Raw genomic sequence first — 15148 nt, forward strand, 5'->3', positions numbered from 1 at the left:
ACACCAATCGAGATCTTCTTACTTAATCTACGTCACTAAATTCGTTCAAGTTATTTCTTGCAATCTGCCATTATAATAAAGGTCTCGTCGAGCAGTTAGGCTTAACGCCTTTGCCACAAGATCCCAGCTATACGGACGTATTGAATTTGGCCAAAGCGATTACTGACAAGACGGGTGGTCAAACTAAGGGGATGACGATTGAAGCGTATGGTTGGTTATTTGAAGAATTAACCGCCAACCAAAATCAACTGTTAGCCAATCATGACAATGGTCGTGCAGCTGGCCAGTATGCGACAAAAATTAATCTGAATACGCCGGCGGCCAAGCGTTTAATGCAATTTATGACGCAAGCCATTCAAGATAAATCATTTGTGAATTATGGGTCCGGTGACATTGCCGAAGCGAACCAACAAACAGGGTTTTTAGCAGGCAAGTTGGGGATTTTCATGCAATCGTCAGCGTCAACTGGTGATTTGCAAGCCAATGCTAAATTCAAACTCGGTGTGACGTATGTGCCACATGCTGATGGTGTGCCACGCAACGGGCTCGCGCTAGGTGGGGCGGCGTTGTGGGCAAATAAGAACCAACCCGCAACAGTCAAGCAAGGCACGGCAGACTTCTTGAAATTCATGGCATCGGCTAAGTCACAAGCCCAATGGCGTTTGGCAACAGGGTATCTTGCCGTGAACAAGCACGCTAAAGATTTGCCACAGATTACCACCGCGGTCGCTAAAGATCCTAATTTGGGTGTTGCGACGCAACAACTCGCAACCAGTCAAAAAAATCCAGTAACAGCTGGGCCGTTGGTGCCAATTATGCCAATTGCTCGAACTAATATGGAAACGGCGATGCAATCCATTGCCAACGGGGCGCCGATTGATAAAAGTCTGCAAGTGGCCGAAGATGCGACTAATCAAGCGCTGGCAGCTTATAATGCTGCAAATCATTTAAAAAAGTGAGGAAGACGCATGATAAAAATTGCGCATCGCGGTATATCCGCTCAAGCACCCGAAAATACGCGGGGCGCGTTTGAACTGATGTTACCCCTTGGGGTCAATTGGTTAGAAACTGATATTGATATGACGTCTGATGGTCATCTGGTGTTGATTCATGATAGTAAGGTTGATCGCACTTCAAATGGCAACGGGATGGTCAATCACAATTCACTGATGGGGTTACAAAAGCTTGATTTTGGGCAGTGGTTTGCGCCAGCATTTACGGGAGAACGCATCGTCACGTTGGATTGGTTAATTGATTTTATCAATGAACATCACATCAATGTGAACTTTGAGCTCAAGACGAATGTCCGCGGTGAGCAGCAAAATTTTTATCTGATGCGTCTGCATCAAGCGATTCATCGCATTAATCGTGAAAATCAGATTATTGTGTCGAGTTTTGATGTGAAATTACTTAAAAAATTCCATGACTTAATGCCAAAAATTGCGATTGGGCTGTTACTGGCAGAGCCAATTTCAGATAACACGAACACGGTCGCACTCGCACGCTTGGTCGGTGCCACCTACGTCCATCCTGATGTTAATGGCCTCACTGAAGCAGCCGTCCAACTGTTATTAGCTAATCAATTGGGTGTCAATGTGTGGACAGTTAACGATGCAGAAACGGCACAACGGCTGGCTGATTGGGGTGCTCATGCCATATTTACCGATTTTCCAAAGACGATGTAAGTCGTCTTTTTTGATTGCAAATTATTTGCTGCACAAGGTAATTTTTGCGGTGACATGTGATAAAATTAAGGGCATATTAATTGTCGGAGGCTGGATGTGGCTAAATTGGGAGAGCGGCGTGCCGCACGGGTTGCAGCAAACTATAAGCGGGTGATTAACAGTTTGGATAATCACTGGCATGTGTTAGACGATTCACGTGTGGCGGTAGTGAAAGAAGTATTAGCATGGCTTGGGCATCCAGACCAAAAACTCAAGATCATTCACATTGCCGGCACGAATGGGAAAAGTTCTACAGGCGCTATGCTGGGCGCTATTTTACAGGCTAATGGCTATTCTTACGGTCATTTTTCGAGTCCCTACATTCTATCAGATCGTGAGCAAATCACCGTTGATGATGAGATGATTTCAAAAAGTGATTTTCTCCGCCATTATCAAGACTTGGTGGCTTGTTTTAAACGCCATGGGGTGCCTGCCAATCATTTGACGTATTTTGAGTATTTTACCGTCATTTCACTGTTGCATTTTGTCGATAATGCGGTCGATTTTGTTATTTTTGAAGCCGGATTGGGTGGATTAAGAGATGCGACAAATGCGATTGCCACCCCGATGTTGACTGTCTTTACGAAAATTAGTGTCGATCATCAGCTCACGATTGGCCGTAGTCTTCATGATATCGCTGAAAACGAAGCAGCCATTATCAAACCAGGGACCGTGGTGATTGATTATGCTGGTCAAGACTTGACCGTGCATCGTGTTTTAAAGGCGCAGGCTGAGGCGGTTGGTGCTGAGTGGTTTGTGCATACACAAGATCAAATTATTATTGCCAACACGACGCCAGGTGGTATGGATCTTATTATTAATGGCACACCAGGTTATTTTTTGAGTATGCCTGGGGCGTTTCAGGTACATAATTTTGGGATTGTTTTACAAATTAAAGCTGCTTTGAAGACAATGGGGTACACGTTTACTACTGAGAAAACGCAGGCTGGCTTAGCCAACGTGAGCTTGATTGGTCGGATGAACTATCACCCAGAAAAAAACATTTTATTTGATGCAGCCCATAATGTTGACGGCATCACCGGTTTGGTGGCAGCGTTAAATGCTTGGCATTTGAAAATCAAACCCACGTTAATCTTAGGGGTCTTAAAAGATAAAGAATACCATGAAATGTTGGATGAAATTATTCCAGTTGTCCAGCGGGTGATCACCGTCACGCCGAAAAATAAATCACGGGCTTTGTCAGCAGAAGAATTGGCCGCTACCATTATTATGACCTACCCAAAAGTCGAAGTTGAGATTGCCAATGATGCCTCGGCTGCGATTTCATTAGCCATGCGGGTCCGTGAATCATCACAGGCATTGATTGTAGTGACGGGATCCTTTTATACGCTAAGTGCTCTGCAAAAAGATGAGCGCATTTAAGCTGTGAGCAGCGTTTTTGAGATTTATCTCGAAATATGGTATGATAGTATGCGTTGACTTACATTAAATAAGGAGAAATCTTCATGACGCAATCGTCTCTGCAACCGCTTTTCTGGGACGAAGTTGTGGCTAATGCACAAAAAGGCCATGATTCGTCTGAAAAGCGACCATTCTTCAGTTTGGCACCCATGGAGGCCGTGACGGATACGATTTTCCGTCGTGTGGTTGAAAAAGCTGGTGCCCCCGATGTTTACTTTACAGAATTTACGAACGCAAGTTCAATGATTCATCCCAAGGCAAAGTTTTCCGTGCAAGGGCGTTTGGCCGTCGCTGAAAATGAGACACAACCAGTGGCACAAATTTGGGGCTCACGACCAGAAGATATTGCTGGGGCAGCAAAATTGTTGCCCGACATGGGTTATCGGGCAGTTGATTTGAACATGGGTTGTCCTGATCCAACTGTTGTTAAAAATGGCGCTGGGTCAGATTTGATTCGCCACCAAGACTTGGCAGCACAACTCGTCTCAGCTGCCAAAGAATCTGGGCTCCCAGTGTCAGTTAAGACACGTCTCGGTTTTTATGATCCCATGGAATTCCGTGACTGGTTGCCTGTGATTTTGCAACAAGATGTTGCGGTGTTGACGGTGCACTTGCGTTCGCGCAAAGAAATGTCAAAAGCACCCGCGCATTTTGAATTAATTGATGAAATCGTAGCGATGCGTGATGCCATAGCACCAAACACATTGCTACAAATCAATGGTGATATTAAGTCACGTGCCGAAGGAGAAGCGTTAGCTAAAGCCCATCCAGGCGTTGACGGCATTATGATTGGCCGCGGTATTTTTGAAAATCCTTATGCGTTTGAAGAAAGTCCGCGTCAACATACTTTGGAAGAATCAATTGCCTTGTTAAAGTTACAATTAGACTTATTTGATGAGGTAAATGCGACGGTAACGCCTAAGCATTTTGAAGCTTTGAAGCGTTACTTTAAGATTTATTTGCGTGGCTTTGCGCACGCATCAGCTTTACGACAAGTGTTGATGGAAACCCATGCGACTGATGAAGTGCGTGAGGTTTTAGATCGTGAATTGGCACGTGTCTATGCGGCTGTTGCCGCTGATCAGCACATTTATCGTGATAATGCAGCAGCTAGTGCCGAAATGGCAGCAGCCACTGCAGCCAAACTAGCACGTGAAGCAGCAGAATCATAATTGAATCGTTAAACTGGTTGAGTAAACACTCAAGGCGAACGTTTGTGGGGGAGCAACGTTAGTTTTTTGTGTTTGCTCTTTTTATTATCTGATAAAACAAGTACAATCATGTAGAAAGGACGTATTGCAGTACGCAATACAGCAAGGAAATATGACATTTTATTTAGATTTATTTTTAATGTTAGCCGCAGCCATCATCATGGGCTTAGGGGCACAACGTATCGGGATGCCGATTGTTGTTGGCCAATTATTAGCGGGTGTGGTGCTGGGTCCGAGTTTGTTGAACATTGTTCAGATTTCGCATAGTATTGAATTTATGGCTGAACTCGGGGTCATGATTTTGATGTTTATTGTCGGCCTGGAAACCGATATCAAGCAATTAAAAGCCAACATCAAACCGTCACTGATGGTAGCCGTTTTAGGCGCAATCTTCCCGATGGTAGTCTTTTACTTCCTCGCGCAAGCTTATCATTTTGATACCAAACAAGCGATATTCTGGGGCGTGGTGTTTGCCGCAACATCAGTCTCAATTACAGCGGAAGTCTTAAATGAATATCACCAACTGAAAACAAGAGCTGGTGTGACCATCCTTGGCGCAGCCGTAGCGGATGATATTTTAGCGGTTGCGAGCTTGTCTGGCTTCATTGCGATTTTCAGTGGTCAAGCTGACAAACAGCAACCACTTTGGCTCCAAGGGTTATTGGCAGTTGGCTTTTTCGTTGGGTTATATGTTGTGAGTCGCTATGTGCTACCAACATTTGTGCGGGTGGCAACGAAAATGAGTTTGCCAGCCATGAGTGGTTTGGTCGGGATGTTGCTGGCTTTGGGCGCCGGCACAGTTGCTGAGTTTGCTGGTATTTCTGCTGTGGTTGGATCATTCTTTATCGGGGTGGCCATTGCCAACTTACCACAAGCCCACAAGATGATGTCTGAGATGGTGTCAATTGGGTACGGCCTATTTATTCCAATCTTTTTTGCAAGTATCGGCTTAAAGATTTCATTTGACGGGTTTGGTGATAAGTGGGGGCTGCTACTCGTGATGTCATTAGCTGCTATTTTGACAAAGTGGGTCGGTTCTGGATTAGGGGCCAAAATGACTGGTATGAGTTATCATGATGCCAATGTTATTGGCTTGGGGATGGTGTCGCGTGGTGAAATGGCCTTGATTGTAGCCAATATCGGCTTGCAAGCCCACGTCATTGGTAAGGATACGTATTCCGAATTGGCAATTATCATCCTTGTCACGACGATTTTTGCACCAATTGCGTTGAGAAAAGTCCTTGTGAAATAATTAAAAAAAACGTTGTGCCTGTTCTGGGTGCAACTTTTTTTGTATAATAAAGCTTATGGAACTCACAAGTAAAACAATTGAACAATTACTCACTGCACATCATTTGTTAGTCGCTAAGCCAGATAGCGATCAAACATTTGATTTTTTACATTATGATACCCGTCAAGTTAAAGACCAGACACTATTTGTTGTCAAAGGGGCTTTTCGGGTAGAATATTTGGCGCAAGCCGCCGGCGTGACTGGCTTAGTCACGGAAGAACTGCTACCGGTTGATTTGCCACAATGGCAAGTCACGGATGTCCAAAAGGCATTATCAGTCTTATCGATGGCCTTTTTTGACTACCCACAAAACGACTTGTGGATTGGTGCCTTTACGGGCACAAAAGGGAAAACAACCGCGGCGTACATGGCCTTTCAAATCTTACAGCACATGACGCATCAGCATACGGCTTTGTTTTCAACGGTTGATCGCATTACTGGCAATCAACCAGCTGATAAGAAAAAGTCGGATTTGACCACGCCAGAATCTTATGAACTTTTCAAAGATATGCGCCGCGCTGTTGATAATGGCATGACGCATTTGGTCATGGAGGTCAGCTCACAGGCATATCTCAAACAACGTGTCTATGGCCTAGAATTTCAAGTTGGCGCCTTTTTGAACATTTCACCTGATCACATTGGGCCAAATGAACATCCCAGCTTTGAGGATTATTTAGCCCATAAAATGATGTTACTGGATCATGCTGAACAGGTTATTGTTAATGCGGCAAGTGATCAGTTATCAGCCGTGTTAGCACACGCCAAAACGCATCATGATCACGTCTATACTTATAGTCAAACCGACCAAGGTGGTGCATACACGTATCAATCTCTTGAAAGTGCGATTCATGAGAGTCGTTTCACGGTTGCTGAAAGTGATTTGGCTGAGATGAGCGGGACTTATCGCTTGAATTTACCAGGTGATTTTAATGAATCAAATGCTTTAGCAGCGTTGATGATGACTGCCTTGGCGGGGGCCCAGCATGCTGATATGGTGGCTGGTTTAGATACGGTCTTTATTCCTGGTCGTATGTTGAGCTTACCAATTCCCGGTCATGGTGTCGCATTTGTTGACTACGCCCACAACTATGCGTCGATGCGGGCACTGCTACAGTTTGCACAGAGTCAATATCCTGATGGTAAGGTTTCAGTGGTGATTGGTGCACCAGGCAATAAAGGTGTGTCACGCCGTGCTGACTTTGGTCGGGTGGTGTCAGAGTTTGCGGATACGGTCTTTTTGACGGCTGATGATCCACAATTTGAATCGCCAATGGCCATTGCCAAAGAAATTGCGGCCCACATTACCAATCCTGATGTGACGGTACATTTTGAAATGGATCGTATCCAAGCCATTCAACAGGCGATTGCACAGGCCAACCCGCATGATATCGTGATTGTTGCTGGCAAAGGTGAAGATCCGTATCAAAAGATTAACGGTGTTGACGAACCTTATATTGGTGACTATGCGGTTGTCCAAAACGTTTTAAACGCGAATAATGCCTAAGAACACGCCCGATACGGGCGTGTTTTTTTAATGAGATATCACGTATTGTCTTCTTTGACATAAATGTGATATCATTAATATATGAAAAAGATTAACGAAGAAAAAACTCATAAATCAGGTCGCATTCCATTGCGGATTGCACCTGAATTGCATGAAATATTAGCGGAACAGGCCGCGCAAGAAGGGCGCTCGCTGAATAGTTATTTGACGAAGTTACTGGAAGCAGGCGCGCAACCGGACACTTTTGAAGAACGGCAGATTGTCGGTCAAATTATTTCAGGAGAAAACTTTGATTTGTTTAATCGATTAGTCTTAGTATCAGGGATTTATTATCGCTATTTAATTGATAATGCTGCGACGGCTAAAGTGGATCGGCAATATGTTGTGATTGAAGCGACTGGCAATATTTTAACGTTACGCGAATTAAAGCCAGTGCTTGCTGTTTACGAATCTTAATATACGGGGGAGAAAGATGCTATTTTTTAAAATTGTGCCACAAAACAACGCAGGTTTAGTTGAAACGCTTGGTAAGTACCGCACGCGGAAAGAAGCTGGCCTTCACTTTTATGTGCCGTTTGTCCAACGCATTCGAAATGTCAGTTTGGCCATGCGACCATTGCGATTGCCAGATTATTCAGTCATTACGGCGGATAATGCTGATATTAAAGCTAGTGTCACATTGAACTACCATGTCACGGATGCGGTTAAATATATGTATGAAAATACGGATTCGGTCGAATCCATGGCACAACTTGTACGTGGTCACTTACGTGATATCATCGGCCGGATGGAATTGAATGAAGCTTTGGGATCTACGACTAAAATCAACATTCAGCTTGCCTCAGCGATTGGTGATTTAACGAATACGTACGGGATCAATGTTGACCGTATCAACATTGATGAATTACGCCCATCGGCTTCCATCCAGGAAGCAATGGATAAGCAGTTAACGGCTGATCGTGAACGAGTGGCAACTATTGCAAAAGCCGAAGGGGAGGCACGCTCCATTGAACTTACAACCAAGGCTAAAAATGACGCCTTGATGGCGACGGCGAAAGCCGAAGCTGACGCGACGAAAACCCGTGCTGATGCCGAACGTTACCGAATCGATACGGTACAAGCTGGTTTGGCTGGAGCGGATGACAAGTACTTCCAAAACCAATCCATTAACGCATTCGCGACGTTAGCCAATTCACCTACGAATTTGGTCGTTGTGGATAGTAAGAAAATGGCAACGCTTGGCCAATTACCGGTGGCTGGCAAGTTGTTTGATAAGGGTCTAAAATAAAAGCGCTGTTAATCCAGCGCTTTTTGCGTGACATCAGCAGGGGTTGTGAGAATATGTTACAATTTTTTCAGTGAGTGACGGGTAGTTTAGCTGCGGTCACAAGAATTAAAGGCATGCACACGCTTTGCTGTGCTTGGTAAGGAAAATGTTTAAAGAAAAAAATGTGCTGGTCGTTGTCACGGGCAGTGTATCAGCTTATAAAGCGGCTAGTTTTGTCCGTTTGCTCGTGAAGGATCACGCCCATGTACGCGTTGCGATGACACAATCAGCACAAGAATTTATTACCAGCAAAACACTGGCTATTCTATCTGGGCATGACGTGCTAACTGATTTATTTGCTGGCCATACGACTGAGGTGGTGCATATTGACTGGGCTAAGTGGGCGGATATCATTTTCGTCGTCCCCGCCACCGCAAACATGATTGGTAAGTTGGCTAACGGCTTGGCTGATGATGCACCAACCGCAACCATTATGGCCGCAACAGCTAAAAAGATTATTGCACCGGCCATGAATGACGTGATGTTAGCGAATCCCGCGGTTGTCCGCAATTTGGCAACACTTGCGGCCGATGGTTGGTTGGTGATTGAACCAGCCGAGGGTTTTTTGGCAGAAGGGTATGCTGCTAAAGGGCGCTTGCCAGAACCAGAAGCCATTTTGGCAGAAGCGGCCATCCGACTCCGCGCCCAAACGGGTCATCTGCGTGGCAAAAAGATTGTGATTACGGCTGGTGGGACGCGTGAAGCGCTGGATCCGGTGCGTTTTTTAACCAATAAATCCAGTGGCAAAATGGGTTATGCGTTAGCCCAAGCTGCCGCGGAAAATGGGGCCGAGGTCACGCTTATCACCACGGTTGATCGTCAGACTATTTTTGGCGTCACCAAGGTCATGGTTGATTCAACCCAAGCGATGTATGAGGCCGTGATGGCGGCTTTTCCGACCGCAGATATTTTTATTGGGGCTGCAGCAGTGTCAGACTTTAAGCCTGCCACACTGGCCCAAGATAAAATCAAGAAACAAGGGGATGGCGGTTTGACGTTAACGCTTGTTCAAAATCCTGATATCTTGAAAACAGTGGGGCAGCAAAAATCAGCCAATCAGTTGGTTGTTGGTTTTGCGGCTGAGACCCAAGATGTCATTGCCTATGGACAAGCTAAGCTGAAAAAGAAGCGGGCGAATATGTTGATTGTTAATGATGTGAGTTCGCCAAACATTGGCTTTTCATCGGATGATAATGTGATTACAATCTTAACGCCAGATCAGCCAGCAGAAACCTTACCGCAAGCAGATAAATTAACCTTGGCACGCGAGATTATGCAACGGATTAGTACGTTGAAATAGCAGCGTTTTTGTGGTAAAATATGGTGTTACACATCGATTACAGGAGGAAATGTGACTAGGACAGTTGAAAAGCGCAATGCGCATTGTCCTTGCAATTGCGCTGTTGACTTGTAAAGCAACAGCCAAGACGTCACAGCTGACAAACATGGCAGACGAAGAAGAAAACAAGGCCTCTAAGTATCATATTGGCGACATTTTACTCGCACCAGCTTATGGTAATTTGGAAAAGCCATTTACTGGACAAGTTGAAAAAGTTTATGAAAATTCATTGTTGGTTGAAATTACGGAAAATGATCCAGCTGACCAACCCACTGTTAACGAAATGAATCATCGTGCAGTGGTCCGAATGGATGAAATTGAAGTGATTAAGCATGCTCCAGCACCAAAAACTGCTGAGGTTGACGTTGAAGAATAAAGATGTTTCGGTAATTCATTACCAGCGAGTCTGAGTGGGTGTGAGTCAGATAATGAAGGAAACGGCGCGTATTTGGAGTCAAACAATTAGATATTGAGTGGCGAAAGCTATTAGAGTGGTACCGCGGGTGAAAACTCGTCTCTTGTGATATATCAAGAGACGAGTTTTTATTTTGCAGGCAAAAAATACGGTATAATATAAACTAATATAAAAAAGGATACGGACACATGGCAGATAACACACAAGTTGTCTCAGCACTTGCAGCAGTGTTGACAGATTTAACAGCATCAGAAATTGCTGAAAAATTAGAAGCACCAAAATCATCAGAATTAGGGGATGTTGCCTTCCCAACGTTTACGTTGGCCAAAGTTTTGCGCCAAGCACCACAACAAATCGCCGCTAATATTGTGGCAGAAATTGACCAAACAGGTTTTGAAAAGGTTGTCGCAACCGGCCCTTACGTGAATTTCTTCTTGGATAAAGTGGCAACATCTCGTGAAACCTTGCAAACGATTTTGACATTAAAGGCAGACTACGGGAACAACACCGACGGTCAAGGTGAAAATGTCACGATTGACATGTCATCACCAAACATTGCTAAGCCAATGTCAATGGGCCACTTGCGTTCGACTGTGATTGGGAACGCTTTGGCCAATATCACAGCCAAAAACGGTTACCAACCCATCAAAATCAACCATTTGGGTGATTGGGGCACACAGTTTGGTAAGTTGATTTATGCTTACAAGACTTGGGGATCAGAAGATGAAGTAAAAGCTGATCCGATTGCGACGTTGTTGCGTTATTACGTTGAATTCCATGACAAGGCCAAGGAAGATGACAGTTTGAACGATGCTGGTCGGGCTTGGTTTAAAAAGCTTGAAGACGGTGACGAAGAAGCGTTGGCATTATGGGCATGGTTCCGTGAAGAATCACTGAAAGAATTTACAGAAATCTATGATCGTTTAGACATTGGGTTTGATTCATTCAACGGTGAAGCATTCTATAATGACAAAATGGACACAGTTGTGGACCAGTTGACGGAAAAGGATTTGTTGGTGACGTCGCAAGGGGCACAAATTGTCGATTTGACAGATATCAACCCGAACTTGACACCTGCCATGATTAAGCGCACAGATGGGGCGACTTTGTACATGACCCGTGATTTGGCAGCGGCAGTTTATCGTAAGGATACTTATGATTTTGCCAAGTCTTTGTACGTTGTGGGTGGTGAACAACGGGAACATTTCGTTCAAATGAAGGCCGTGTTGTCATTAATGGGCTTTGATTGGGCCGATGATGTTGAACATATTTCCTTTGGTTTGATCACCTTTAACGGTAAGAAAATGTCAACGCGTAAGGGTGATGTTGTCTTGTTGAAGGATGTCTTAAATGACGCCCATGATTTGGCTTTGAAGCAGATCCAAGAAAAGAATCCAACTCTTGAAAATAAGGAAGCAGTTGCCGAACAAGTCGGTGCGGGTGCCGTCGTCTTCCACGATTTGATGAATGACCGCACCAACAACTTTGACTTTAACTTGGAGGAAGTGGTGCGCTTTGAAGGTGATACGGGACCATACGTGCAATATACCAATGCCCGTGCTAAGTCAATTTTGCGTAAGGCGCCTGTTTCAGTTAGCTTGGATGCAGTGACACTTGATGACCCAATGACTTGGGATATTATCACGACGTTGAACAGCTTCCCAGCTACGGTGCAACGTGCTTGGCAACAACGCGAAGCTAGCATCATTGCCAAGTATGCTTTGACGCTATCACGCGCCTTTAATAAGTACTACGCCAACTCAAAGATTTTGACGGATGATGACCAATTGCAAGCACGTTTAGCCTTGGTTGAAGCCGTTACCATTGTGTTAACAGAAAGCTTGCGTTTGCTTGGTGTGAAAGCACCAGAAGAAATGTAACTAGGTGTTGCGTGGCCGCTGCTTAAAGTAGTAGCATTTATTCTCATGTAGGAGAAAAATATGATTTCAAAACAACAACGGCAGGCATTAATCCTTGAGATTATTCAAAATCAAGTGATTACAAGCCAAGAAGATTTACTCAGTGAGTTATTGAAAAATCAAGTTGAGACAACGCAAACAACAATTTCTCGTGATATTCGAGCGTTGGGAATTGTCCGCATTAAAGATATTGACGGCCAACTACGCTATCAACAACTATCATCAGATGATGACCAAACAGGTAATCCGGTGACAGCCAATGCCGTCGATTCAGCGATTGCTGAATATGCCATTTTTGTCAAGCGTGTGCAATTTATGACGATTATTAAGACGACAGATTCTAGTGGCAACGCTGTTGCCGGGATTATTGACGATGCCCATTTACCAGAAGTTGTTGCAACGTTGGCCGGTTTTGACACCATTTATGTCACCAGTCCAGATGAAGCAAGCGCGGAAGTGCTGACGGCTCGCTGGTCAGCTTTGATAGGTTAAGGTATGAAGGCGTTGAAGCAATTGATTCAGAAAATGCGCGATAAGATCAGGCCGGTTGCCCAGCGTTGGCAGTTGTGGCGATTACTGGTGGTTATCTTTTTAACCGGTTTTCTACTAATGAGTGTGTACTTAGTGGTCTTGGCGAAAACTGCCCGCGTGCAGAACTTGCAAGCGACGCTGGCGCAAACCACGTCAGTGTATGATGATGCGGGTGATAAAGCCGGTGAATTGTATTCGCAAAAAGGGACCTATGTCAGTTATGATAATATTTCGCAAAATATGCGGGATGCGGTCATATCGAGTGAAGATCGTAATTTTTACAAAGAACATGGTTTTTCCATCAAAGGGATTTTGCGAGCGGTGGTGCTCAACTTGAAAAATAAGTTGACGGGCTCGTCAGCAATCGCCGGTGGTGGCTCGACCTTAACGCAACAGTTGGTTAAGAATGCCTACTTGACGCAAGAACAAACGATGACGCGTAAAGCCAAGGAAATTTTCTTGTCGATGCAGGTTGAGCAGGTGTATACCAAAAATCAGATTCTCACGATGTATTTGAATAACGCATGGTTTGGCCATGGTGTTTGGGGTGTTGAAGATGCTGCCCAAAAATATTTTGGGGTGCATGCTCGTGATTTAACCACGTCTCAAGCGGCAACCTTAACGGCCATGTTGCCAAGTCCGGCATTGTATAATCCAATTGATCATCCACAGGCTGCGCTTGACCGGCGGAATGTGGTACTTGGCACAATGGTTGCCAATAAAAAGTTATCGGCTTCTGAGTATAAGTTAGCCAAAGCCGCGCCGATGACGTTACGCGATACGTATAATAGTCAAAATAATTATCGTTATCCGTGGTTCTTTGATGCCGTCATCAATGAAGCGGTTCAAACGTATGGTTTGACCGAAACAGACGTCATGAACCGTGGCTATAAGATTTATACAACGTTGAACCAGCAAGATCAGAAGCATTTGCAAACGGATTTTGATAATCCGGCCATGTTTAATTACAATACTGACGCACAGGCAGCCAGTGTGATACTGAATGCCAAAACTGGTGGTGTCCGGGCTGTTGTTGGGGCGCGCGAAGACACGCATACTTTCCGTGGCTTTAACTATGCAACCCAATCAAAGCTGTCGCCAGGTTCAGCTATTAAGCCGATTGCCGTTTACGCGCCAGCCTTAGAACGTGGTTACAGTATCGACACGATGCTACCAAACACAACGCGGACTTTTGGGACGAATCATTATACGGTACACAATGCCTTAGATGTACAAACAGCAGACGTACCGATGTATTCAGCTTTGGCGCACTCGTATAATGTGCCGGCTGTTTACTTACTCAATAAAATTGGTGTTAATGCTGGGTATGCCAGTGCCAAAAAGTTTGGCCTACCGTTGACTGAGAAAGATAAAAATCTTTCATTAGCATTGGGCGGCTTAACGAACGGTGTGTCACCGATTCAAATGGCACAAGCTTATACCGCCTTTGCCAATGATGGGGTGATGAGTGATGCGCACTTTATTACCAAGATTGTCGATGCGACGGGTAAAGTGATTGTCTCTCAACCAAAAGCCAAGCAGACACGCGTCATCAGTTCACGTGTTGCCGACAATATGACACGGATGATGCTTGGGACTTACACCAACGGAACGGGTCTTGGCGCAGCGCCACGCGGCTTTACCATTGCAGGTAAAACAGGCACCACTGAAAATTCCAATGATACGCAAAATGCCCAATCATCAAAGGACTCATGGGCGCTGGCCTACACGAAGGATGTGGTGTCTGCCTATTGGATGGGCTTAGATACGAAGAATAAAGATAATAGTTTACCTTTGGGACTGACAGCAACAATGGGCCCATTAGTAAAGTATTCGCTCCAACAAATTTTGCCAAATACGCCAGAGACGAACTTCTCAGTCACTAATCCTAATAGCGCGTCAGATAATAACAATCAGGCGAGTCAAGGGATTGATTGGGGCCGTTTGGGCTCTGATTTCTCAAATGGGGTTAATCAGGCAGTCGATGGTGCGGGCAAAGCTTGGCAAGCAGTTAAAGGCCTCTTTGGTGGCCAATAATCACATAACGTAAACAATTAAAAATAAGAGGATAATAATATGACAGTTAACATTTATGATAACGCCAACGAAATGGCAAATGTTTTAAAAACAACCCCACAATACACAGCTTGGCAAGCAGCATTTGATGCGATCCAAGCTGATGCAGAAGCGAAGGCATTGTTTGATCAATTCCAAGACATCCAAATGGCTGTGCAACAAATGATGCAAACGCAACAACAACCAACAGTAGAACAAGAAAAAGAATGGAATGCTGTTGCTGAAAAAGTACAAAAAAATGACACAATCACGGCATTGTTGGCAGCTGAACAAGCTTTGAATACATTGTTGACTGAGTTAAATGATATTGTCACAAAGCCAGTAGCGGATGCTTACGCAGCTTTGCGTCGCTAAATTACAGCACCGGACGTGATGACAGCGTACGGTGT

The 15148-nt window shown here is 44.7% G+C and carries 14 protein-coding genes; all 14 read left to right on the forward strand.

The window, feature by feature from the left end; genetic code table 11:
• The first annotated feature begins 62 nt into the window (after positions 1-62).
• On the forward strand, positions 63-959 hold the full coding sequence (locus IE039_RS04845) for an extracellular solute-binding protein (protein WP_259651149.1): 897 nt from the start codon (positions 63-65) through the stop codon (positions 957-959).
• Positions 960-968: 9 nt separating this feature from the next.
• On the forward strand, positions 969-1685 hold the full coding sequence (locus IE039_RS04850) for a glycerophosphodiester phosphodiesterase family protein (RefSeq protein WP_189428827.1): 717 nt from the start codon (positions 969-971) through the stop codon (positions 1683-1685).
• Between the two features lie 96 nt (positions 1686-1781).
• On the forward strand, positions 1782-3107 hold the full coding sequence (locus IE039_RS04855) for a bifunctional folylpolyglutamate synthase/dihydrofolate synthase (RefSeq protein WP_189428828.1): 1326 nt from the start codon (positions 1782-1784) through the stop codon (positions 3105-3107).
• 83 nt (positions 3108-3190) lie between these two features.
• Positions 3191-4318, forward strand: a complete 1128-nt coding sequence (locus tag IE039_RS04860) for a tRNA dihydrouridine synthase (RefSeq protein WP_189428829.1) — start codon at positions 3191-3193, stop codon at positions 4316-4318.
• A gap of 151 nt (positions 4319-4469) precedes the next feature.
• Positions 4470-5609 (forward strand): cation:proton antiporter, encoded by a 1140-nt coding sequence (locus tag IE039_RS04865; protein WP_189428830.1) that lies wholly within the window; start codon positions 4470-4472, stop codon positions 5607-5609.
• Positions 5610-5664: 55 nt separating this feature from the next.
• Positions 5665-7152, forward strand: coding sequence for a UDP-N-acetylmuramyl-tripeptide synthetase (murE, locus tag IE039_RS04870; protein ID WP_048701980.1), 1488 nt, complete (start codon positions 5665-5667; stop codon positions 7150-7152).
• A gap of 81 nt (positions 7153-7233) precedes the next feature.
• Complete coding sequence (locus IE039_RS04875; protein ID WP_048701982.1) at positions 7234-7608, forward strand: toxin-antitoxin system HicB family antitoxin; 375 nt, start codon at positions 7234-7236, stop codon at positions 7606-7608.
• Positions 7609-7624: 16 nt separating this feature from the next.
• Positions 7625-8440, forward strand: coding sequence for an SPFH domain-containing protein (locus IE039_RS04880; RefSeq protein WP_029509830.1), 816 nt, complete (start codon positions 7625-7627; stop codon positions 8438-8440).
• Positions 8441-8585: 145 nt separating this feature from the next.
• Positions 8586-9779: a bifunctional phosphopantothenoylcysteine decarboxylase/phosphopantothenate--cysteine ligase CoaBC gene (gene coaBC / locus IE039_RS04885; protein WP_189428831.1), complete on the forward strand. Its 1194-nt coding sequence runs from the start codon at positions 8586-8588 to the stop codon at positions 9777-9779.
• A gap of 145 nt (positions 9780-9924) precedes the next feature.
• Positions 9925-10194: a DUF2187 domain-containing protein gene (locus IE039_RS04890; protein ID WP_029509832.1), complete on the forward strand. Its 270-nt coding sequence runs from the start codon at positions 9925-9927 to the stop codon at positions 10192-10194.
• Positions 10195-10421: 227 nt separating this feature from the next.
• Positions 10422-12113: an arginine--tRNA ligase gene (gene argS / locus IE039_RS04895; RefSeq protein WP_010005054.1), complete on the forward strand. Its 1692-nt coding sequence runs from the start codon at positions 10422-10424 to the stop codon at positions 12111-12113.
• Between the two features lie 60 nt (positions 12114-12173).
• Positions 12174-12644 carry an arginine repressor gene (locus IE039_RS04900; protein WP_010000576.1) on the forward strand — a complete coding sequence of 157 codons (471 nt, stop codon included), beginning with the start codon at positions 12174-12176 and terminating at the stop codon, positions 12642-12644.
• 3 nt (positions 12645-12647) lie between these two features.
• Complete coding sequence (locus tag IE039_RS04905) at positions 12648-14720, forward strand: PBP1A family penicillin-binding protein (protein WP_010005053.1); 2073 nt, start codon at positions 12648-12650, stop codon at positions 14718-14720.
• A 39-nt stretch (positions 14721-14759) separates the two neighbouring features.
• Positions 14760-15113 (forward strand): YlbF family regulator, encoded by a 354-nt coding sequence (locus IE039_RS04910; RefSeq protein ID WP_010005052.1) that lies wholly within the window; start codon positions 14760-14762, stop codon positions 15111-15113.
• Positions 15114-15148 lie beyond the last annotated feature (35 nt).

The organism is Leuconostoc lactis KCTC 3528 = DSM 20202 (assembly GCF_014651235.1).
GTDB lineage: Bacteria > Bacillota > Bacilli > Lactobacillales > Lactobacillaceae > Leuconostoc > Leuconostoc lactis.

Excerpts from the sequence above, each read along its gene's own strand:
- IE039_RS04850 (WP_189428827.1), top strand. The coding sequence starts at position 969 with ATGATAAAAATTGCGCATCGCGGTATATCCGCTCAAGCACCCGAAAAT.
- IE039_RS04860 (WP_189428829.1), top strand. The coding sequence starts at position 3,191 with ATGACGCAATCGTCTCTGCAACCGCTTTTCTGGGACGAAGTTGTGGCT.
- IE039_RS04865 (WP_189428830.1), top strand. The coding sequence starts at position 4,470 with ATGACATTTTATTTAGATTTATTTTTAATGTTAGCCGCAGCCATCATC.
- murE (WP_048701980.1), top strand. The coding sequence starts at position 5,665 with ATGGAACTCACAAGTAAAACAATTGAACAATTACTCACTGCACATCAT.
- IE039_RS04875 (WP_048701982.1), top strand. The coding sequence starts at position 7,234 with ATGAAAAAGATTAACGAAGAAAAAACTCATAAATCAGGTCGCATTCCA.
- IE039_RS04880 (WP_029509830.1), top strand. The coding sequence starts at position 7,625 with ATGCTATTTTTTAAAATTGTGCCACAAAACAACGCAGGTTTAGTTGAA.
- coaBC (WP_189428831.1), top strand. The coding sequence starts at position 8,586 with ATGTTTAAAGAAAAAAATGTGCTGGTCGTTGTCACGGGCAGTGTATCA.
- IE039_RS04890 (WP_029509832.1), top strand. The coding sequence starts at position 9,925 with ATGGCAGACGAAGAAGAAAACAAGGCCTCTAAGTATCATATTGGCGAC.
- argS (WP_010005054.1), top strand. The coding sequence starts at position 10,422 with ATGGCAGATAACACACAAGTTGTCTCAGCACTTGCAGCAGTGTTGACA.
- IE039_RS04900 (WP_010000576.1), top strand. The coding sequence starts at position 12,174 with ATGATTTCAAAACAACAACGGCAGGCATTAATCCTTGAGATTATTCAA.
- IE039_RS04905 (WP_010005053.1), top strand. The coding sequence starts at position 12,648 with ATGAAGGCGTTGAAGCAATTGATTCAGAAAATGCGCGATAAGATCAGG.
- IE039_RS04910 (WP_010005052.1), top strand. The coding sequence starts at position 14,760 with ATGACAGTTAACATTTATGATAACGCCAACGAAATGGCAAATGTTTTA.